2 protein-coding genes are annotated in these 3,513 nt (G+C 47.3%); both read right to left on the bottom strand.

What is annotated here, in order from left to right; translation table 11 throughout:
• Positions 1-54 precede the first annotated feature (54 nt).
• On the bottom strand, positions 55-1,587 hold the full coding sequence (locus AC23NW_RS35910; RefSeq protein WP_487455491.1) for a hypothetical protein: 1,533 nt from the start codon (positions 1,585-1,587) through the stop codon (positions 55-57).
• Positions 1,588-1,878: 291 nt separating this feature from the next.
• On the bottom strand, positions 1,879-3,375 hold the full coding sequence (locus AC23NW_RS35905) for a CRTAC1 family protein (RefSeq protein ID WP_487455489.1): 1,497 nt from the start codon (positions 3,373-3,375) through the stop codon (positions 1,879-1,881).
• Positions 3,376-3,513: the final 138 nt, after the last annotated feature.

Below are 3,513 nucleotides of genomic sequence, written 5' to 3'. Positions count from 1 at the left end.
GGTGGGTCAGTTTGCACCGAAATACCCGGGTCAATTTCCTGCGTAACAGGTGGGTCAGTTTACTCCGAAATACTCACTGGCACTTGCGGGTTTGTTACTTACCGTAATTGTACTTAGATTAGCTGTCGAACAGGTAACGATTAATGTATTCGATAAAGCTGGCGCATTACCTCCGGCCTCACAACAAGTACCAAATACTCCACAAGGATTATTGACTTGAACTGAGCCATTACCTCCGGCTCCCCCGATGCCGGTATAGGTTGCACTTTTGGGGTTAACAGTAGCAATAACAATAGGTCCGGCATCTATACAAAAGGTAAGATTCGGTACAACAGGTGGTGCCCCGGAACTGTTATTCCCAATCGCTCCGAGGGGGTCCTGTACCCACACTACACCACCGCCACCGCTACCACCGCCACCGCCGCCGTGGGCGCTATTAGAAGCTCCCTGGGCACCTGTTCCCCCTTTAGCACAAATCTGCAATGGGCCAGATGTTACCGAATGCGAATTAACAACAACAAGGCCACCACCGCCGCCACCGCCACCGCCGGAAGCAGTTGAGCTAGGAAACAATAGACTACCAGCATCTCCATTAGCGGATACCATTTTATTATTTGCCACGATGGCATCGGCATTCATTAGCACAATCCCTCCGCCCTGGGTATTATTCTGTCCACCGCCAGCCATCCAGATACGGGGATCAGGGCAGTAAAAACTACCATCACAATAATGATATTGATGATAAGCGGCCGGTGCTGATCCACCCCCATGCCCTCCTTTACTAGTACCATTTCCTCCTGTACCGCCATTTGTACCTGAACGACCTCCTGATGCAGATCCATCAGACCCACCACCACCACCACCAACATAGCGGCCTCCGCCACCGCCACCACTCTGGGCAGAATTTGTTGTACCGTCGGTATCACCCGAAGGCCCTACGCTACCTAAACCGCCAGCCGCCTGACTGTCGGATGCCTTCCCACCGGGACCGCCACCGGCATACCCGGCACCACCACCACCGCCGGCACCATGTGGTCCGCCAGCACCACCGGATCCAGACCCGCCAACACCTGCACCGCCGCCGCCGCCGCCGGTGGCGTCATTATTAGACGTATTAGTAGCAGCCCCTCCGTTCAGGGTTCCGGTTTCGCCTAAATAGGAGGAACTGGAACCATATGAGCCGCCGGCCCCACCTGAGCCATACCCGCCGCCGCCGCCACCGCCGCCATAGTACCAGCCGGTCCCACCACCACCACCGTAGTAGATGTCTGACCCTTTAATGGTATTTGTTCCGTCAGCGTATCGAAAACCTGTCCCGTCAGCATTAACATTTCCGTTTAAGGTAATAACGCCCATGGTAAAAATACTCACGATGCCGCCGGTAGTACCGTCCCATTTCTGAGCCCAGATACCACCCGCCGGAACCGTAATACTTGTAGCATCGTAAGGCACCCAAACTAACTGTACTTTCTCAGTTGTAGGGCTATAGGACCGTGTAATACCATCCAGAGTAACACTGTTACCAGCTACAGATGAAATCCTGCGGTATTCAAACTTTCCCCCATTGGCCGAGGTATTCCCTGTCATTTGAACCAGTAAGACTACGTCTCCAATGGCCCAACTGTGAGAAACACCGCTCTGCGTCCCCAGGTTAACTACGTTTCCAGCCAATGAAGTAACTTGCGCATAGCGGTTTACTACCCCACTGCTCAACGTCAGCTGTGCCTCTGCATGTTGGTATAGACCACCAATAAAGCAAAAGTTCCATATGAACATCTTAGCCAAAACATAAAATTGGCTAGACACATGGCTGTTCTTTCGTACTCTTCTCATTAACTTACTCATCAAAATACATGTTAATTATATTAGTTAGCTAGTTTATCTTATTCGCTTTGCGGTAACCACAGGACATGTACACATACTACAATTTCCTGTTGGCTCATTGACAAGACAGCCCCCCTCTTTGAGATAAATATGTTGATCAACGGGTGGCATATTATATGTATCAGTTATTCCGGAGGGCCATCGAACGGTTACTTTTTGAATTGAAGTTTTTTCGCCAAGGCCTATTATTTGTGCATAGGAATTGGTTATCCCATAGCTTTCACCTGCTCGTACTTCTCGTACCTGTATATGCCCACTAAAGTCATGTACTGTAATTTTAGCTCCTATACCATTCTTGTTCGACTGGCTACCCATCAGTGTCAGAGAAAGAAAATGATTCCTGTTACCACTATTTAGCCACAAGGAGTCGGGTATATTATTATTGGGATTATAAGAGCAGTAAACGTCGTAAAAACCATCGTGATTTAAATCGCCTACAGCAAATGAGTTCGTAATCTGCTTTCCAAATGCATTGGCTAGCTTACGAAAGGTTTTATTACCGTTATTCAGCCACAATTGTAGTTCTGTATCACCAGAAACTAACACATCAACATACCCGTCATTGTCAAAGTCACGTAGTATACCCTGCAAAGGCTTTCCTAAACCTGTCAGTCCACTTAACGTAGTAATATCCTGAAAGTGCCCTGTGCCATCATTCTCCAGTAACATTGTCGGGAGTTCATGATTAGTAACCAGCAGATCCTGATCCCCATCATTATCGATATCTGCAAAATCAGCGGACCAGGACTGACCACTTATTTTTACATTGTAAGTCGCAGCAGCTTCCGTAAACCATCCAGCAGGATTAGTCGTAAATTCAGTTTCATTTTTAACGATCTGTGTGCCTACTTTACGATAGGTATTATTGATAAACAACTGGTTGATACGGCGAGGATCAGCAGGGTCCGCCATAGCAAACTCACTGCACTTCGCAATATACAGATCAAGGTCACCGTCGTTATCAATATCCGACCATACTGACCCATAATTACCGGAATTGTCCGACAAGGGTACTGTACGAAAGTCTATCCAGCCGGTTGCGGCTGTAAGTTTTCCTGAGCGATCATTTTTCCAAAGTTGATTTAATCCGATATCGTTACAGGCAAAATAATCCAGCCAGCCATCATTATTCACATCAACCAGATTAGCTGCCTGCATAAGTACAAGCGGTCGACTGACAGTATCTGAACGGAAGCTCCTGCTTCCGGTATTATACTGAATAGTTAACCCATCTTGATTACTACCCGTTATAATATCATTCCTATTGTCATTATTTATATCACCAATAGTGGTAGATAGAGATAAACGGGATAACGTTTTTATTGAATCTGTCCGAAATACACCTGGCTGAAGCTGCCAAGTGATATACAAGGTTGCAGACGGAAATCTGGTCATGACAACATCATCAAGTCCATTACCATCAATATCAGCAACTCCTTTTGACCATACACCTATAAAACCGGTATAGGGTAAACGGTTAGTGGCATTCATGAAACTGATTTGCGCCCAAGCTTGTAGACTGGCACCGCTGCAAATCCACAGTATGCTGAGCAGTGAGGTGGTCCGGTTTAGCGGCACACTGAACTTGCAAGTTTAGTATAATACTCCTGCTCAAACTGTTCAGGGCTT

This window comes from Arsenicibacter sp. R0_47, from assembly GCF_057652235.1.
Note: the sequence above shows the minus strand (reverse complement) of the source record. Positions and strands in the feature narration are given on the sequence as shown.

Excerpts from the sequence above, each read along its gene's own strand:
- AC23NW_RS35910 (WP_487455491.1), bottom strand. The coding sequence starts at position 1,587 with ATGACAGGGAATACCTCGGCCAATGGGGGAAAGTTTGAATACCGCAGG.
- AC23NW_RS35905 (WP_487455489.1), bottom strand. The coding sequence starts at position 3,375 with ATGAATGCCACTAACCGTTTACCCTATACCGGTTTTATAGGTGTATGG.